Origin of the sequence: Pediococcus damnosus, assembly GCF_001437255.1 — a bacterium.
In the GTDB taxonomy this organism is placed as follows: Bacteria; Bacillota; Bacilli; order Lactobacillales; family Lactobacillaceae; genus Pediococcus; species Pediococcus damnosus.
This window is the reverse complement of sequence record NZ_JQBD01000129.1, coordinates 1-3,538: the sequence shown is the minus strand read 5'-3', so window position 1 is coordinate 3,538 and position 3,538 is coordinate 1. Positions and strand designations below refer to the sequence as shown.

The window sequence follows — 3,538 nt, the reverse complement described above, 5'->3', positions numbered from 1 at the left end:
TCGAGCTTGGATTGCACTTTCCTTATCTTTAAAATATCCTAGCTCGTAGCGTATATGTTTTACTGTGATATAGCTACGCCACCTCTTATCACGTTTACTATAAGAAACCCCTGTTACACCACTAGAATTATTTGCCTTTAATTTGTCGCTTGTTGCTAGTTCCAATATAGATAGTTTAGTATTTTTTTCACGACCGTCATTTTTTCTAAAAGTTTTTTTTATCTTCTCTTGTATCTTTTCATCTTTGTAAATATTTTTCCATTTTTCTCGTGCCTTCTTTAATTGACAACCACAACTCTTGGTAGTTCCTTGAATAAGTTTTGTGCTTGCCACGTCGGTATAATTACCACAATCACATTTACAAAACCATGTAGTACCCGATCCCTTCTTAACACCAACGGATTGTCTTAAAACTGGGTTCTATAATATTTGGTACTGATAGAAAAATCTTCTCTCAGTACCAATTTTGTTTTATGATAAAAAAATAGAGATGAAGACACACTTCATCTCAAAGAAACAATCCCTACACTGAAAGGAATGTCCTACATGAAGAATTGTACACTGGATCTATTGGGAATTAAAGACTCACACCTGGAATTTGATCCAAAATATAAGAATAAAGTGATAGCTGCAGGATTTTACCAACATAAAAAAGTCCGCAAGATCCATTTGCGGCAATCTTATCCTTGTGCTTGCCCAGTTTGTGGTCAAAAAATGCGCTACAACGGTTTTAAAACCGTTGAGATGCTCGGTTTGCCTTCGGGTGGGATCACAAATGTTTTTTCGATCCGCAAACAAAAATATCTCTGCCCGGCTTCAGCTGCCTGCCCTAAAACTATTACAAAACTTGCGGAGATCAAGGACGTCAAGGCTAACGACCAAATCTCACAAGCCGTTAAATATCAGGCTATTTCTAAATTAGACCAGAATATCTCACAAAAAGATATTGCCGCTGATTTTGGGATCTCTGGAATGACAGTGATGCGCTTTGCGCAAGAGCTCTCAACTTACTTAAGGCCCAATCATCATTTCTTACCGCAAAATATCGCTTTTGACGACTTTAAAGCGGGCAACTTTTCTAGTAGCGGCATGAGTATCATTGTCATGGACATTGCGACACGCCGCACGTTAGATATCGTGCGTTCTCGGCATAATACATACTTACGAAGTTACTTTTTACAATATGACCGTCAAGCTCGCTGGGCAGTCCAAACGGTCACAGTTGATCTGTACTCGCCTTATCGATCCTTGATCCATGAGATCTTTCCGCAAGCGCTGATCATTGCCGACCGTTTCCATGTCGTAACCCAAGCTTATCGGGCCTTAAACTTAGTTCGGACACAAACCATGAAACAGGCGGGACAGGGTTCGCACAACGCACGTGCTTTGAAACATTATTGGAAATTGTTAACTAAAGACTCGACCAAACTTGATTTTAAAACCTATCGTAAAAGCAGAAACTTTCGTAATATGCAGTTATGTGAACAGGATATTGTGGAGCGTTTATTAAACATGTCCTCCGCTTTGCGACAAGCTTACGTTTATTATCAAACACTTTTACAAGCTGTCCAGCAGCGAGATCCAAGGCTCTTAGAAAGTCTAACACGTTCAGCTGCAGGCATGCCTGAGCCCATCAAAAAAACTAATCGTACCTTGCGTAAACATCTACAAGAAATCAAGAACAGCTTTCAGACGACCTTTTCTAATGGACCCGTGGAAGGAACAAACAACAAGATCAAAGCCATTAAAAAGACTGCTTACGGTTTCCGGAACTTTGAAAACTTCCGTTTACGTCTTCTCATCGAATTAAAGAATAGTTATGTCAGTTTGAATTTTCATAGTCACATTAAAAAAGCTGCTCATTCCATTCAGGAACAAGCAGCTTGACCAAGTAGACCAATTGCTTATTATTTTTAATAATTCATTTCATCAGTACCACTTGATAAAGAACCTATTATAAAGAAGAAAGTTTAATGGCTGATTTATCTGTGTTTTTATTATCAGCAGCAATTAAGTTATAGATGTTTTCTATGTGCTTAATATAGCGAGAAATATCAAATTTCAAAACTGTTTTTTTGATATCTGTATGATTATATTTACCACGCAAACGATAGATTTGCCGGCATGCAGCTATAAAAGCTTTTTGGTCGTTCATTGGAGTTAAAATTCCATTGTGGGAATTAATGATGTCTGCCGGTCCAGTAGGACAGTTTGTTGAAACAATTGGCAAGCCATAAGAAGCAGCTTCAATAACAACCATTGGGAATCCCTCATATTTTGAACAGAGCAGCAGGCAATCAGCTTCATTAATTGCTTCCCAAGGATTAGGCATCCAACCTTGCCAGTTAATGTTTTGTGAAATATGCAAATCATTTGCTAATGTTTTTGCTTTTGGAAGATCAGCTCCCTTGCCAAAGATGTCCAGTTTCCAAGGAATATTAAGCTGTGCCATTGATTCAAGAAGCATACGTACATTTTTTTGATCATCCAACAATATTCTTCCAATAAAAATTGCATGGAAAGGAGCGTTAGCTTTAGGTGTGCTGATTGTTTTCTTATTTACAGTGCGGATAGGATTATAGATCAGAAAGATTTTTTGGGCTGGGACCCCGAGTTTGATCAACTGTTTTTTTATCCCTGTACTAATTGCAAGATGATATTCTGAGAAAGCAAGTTCTTGACGAGCAAAAATGTTTGATTCAGGAATGGAGGTATGTCCCCAAGAAACAATTTTATAATGAAGGTCATATTTTTTCCTGATCTGATAGGCAGTTACACAAGCTCTGCCTTCGAGTCCCAAAACGATATCTGGTTCTGCTGCTAAAACATTTTTTTCAATAAACTCTTTTTGTGCTTGTGTATCTTGTGCATGGCAAATTTTAAGTTGGTAGCCGGTAGTACGTGTAATCCATTGGAGCCATTCAGGTTTTCCGCTTTTAGGGATCAAAACCTGATATTCATTTTTTAAATCTTCGTTGACCAAGTTCGAAATGACTCTTTCGGTACCGCCATGTCCCTCTAAATACTGTGTTATTAATGTTATTTTCACGATAATGCATCCTTTCATTTTATGAAGCCAACATTAATCTGATGTAATCTTAAATAAGTTGTATTAGTGAGTCAGTAATTGTTAATTAACTTAAAAATTCTAAAAATAGTTACACCGCATTTGTTAATTATAAAAAATTTAAAACACAATAATGCAGTTGTAACAAAAGTACAGACAGCTAAGGTATGTGATTTTGTTTCAAACAAATGCAGAACTCGATTTTAAAATTCACCCGGCTTTCATTTTATCAACAAAGAAAATAGTTTACTTATGGCTAGTTGGATACATAAGAATGGCATTATTTAAATAATAAAAAAATAAAGGTACAATAACCTTATCCAAATGGTTGTTGAACTGATATGACAATACAGAAACTAAAGAATCTATATTATACTTACCCCCATCTAAACTTTATTATAGATCTAATCAACAGAAAAACTCAAATAGTTGAATTTTGTAGTATGTGTCAAGTTTTAGTAGGTTGTACTT

General features: G+C 36.5%; 3 protein-coding genes. 1 reads left to right on the top strand and 2 read right to left on the bottom strand.

Features of this window, described 5'->3' with window-relative positions; genetic code table 11:
* On the bottom strand, positions 1-333 hold a 333-nt coding region (locus tag IV84_RS10040; RefSeq protein WP_056986598.1), incomplete at its 3' end, for an AP2 domain-containing protein.
* A gap of 213 nt (positions 334-546) precedes the next feature.
* Between IV84_RS10040 and IV84_RS10035 the strand changes: the two genes are divergently transcribed.
* A complete protein-coding gene (locus tag IV84_RS10035; RefSeq protein WP_003691194.1) occupies positions 547-1,887 on the top strand; it encodes an ISL3 family transposase in 1,341 nt (446 codons plus the stop codon).
* Between the two features lie 67 nt (positions 1,888-1,954).
* Here the strand turns inward: IV84_RS10035 and IV84_RS10030 are convergent, their stop codons facing one another.
* Positions 1,955-3,049: a glycosyltransferase gene (locus IV84_RS10030; RefSeq protein ID WP_056986597.1), complete on the bottom strand. Its 1,095-nt coding sequence runs from the start codon at positions 3,047-3,049 to the stop codon at positions 1,955-1,957.
* Between the last annotated feature and the right edge of the window lie 489 nt (positions 3,050-3,538).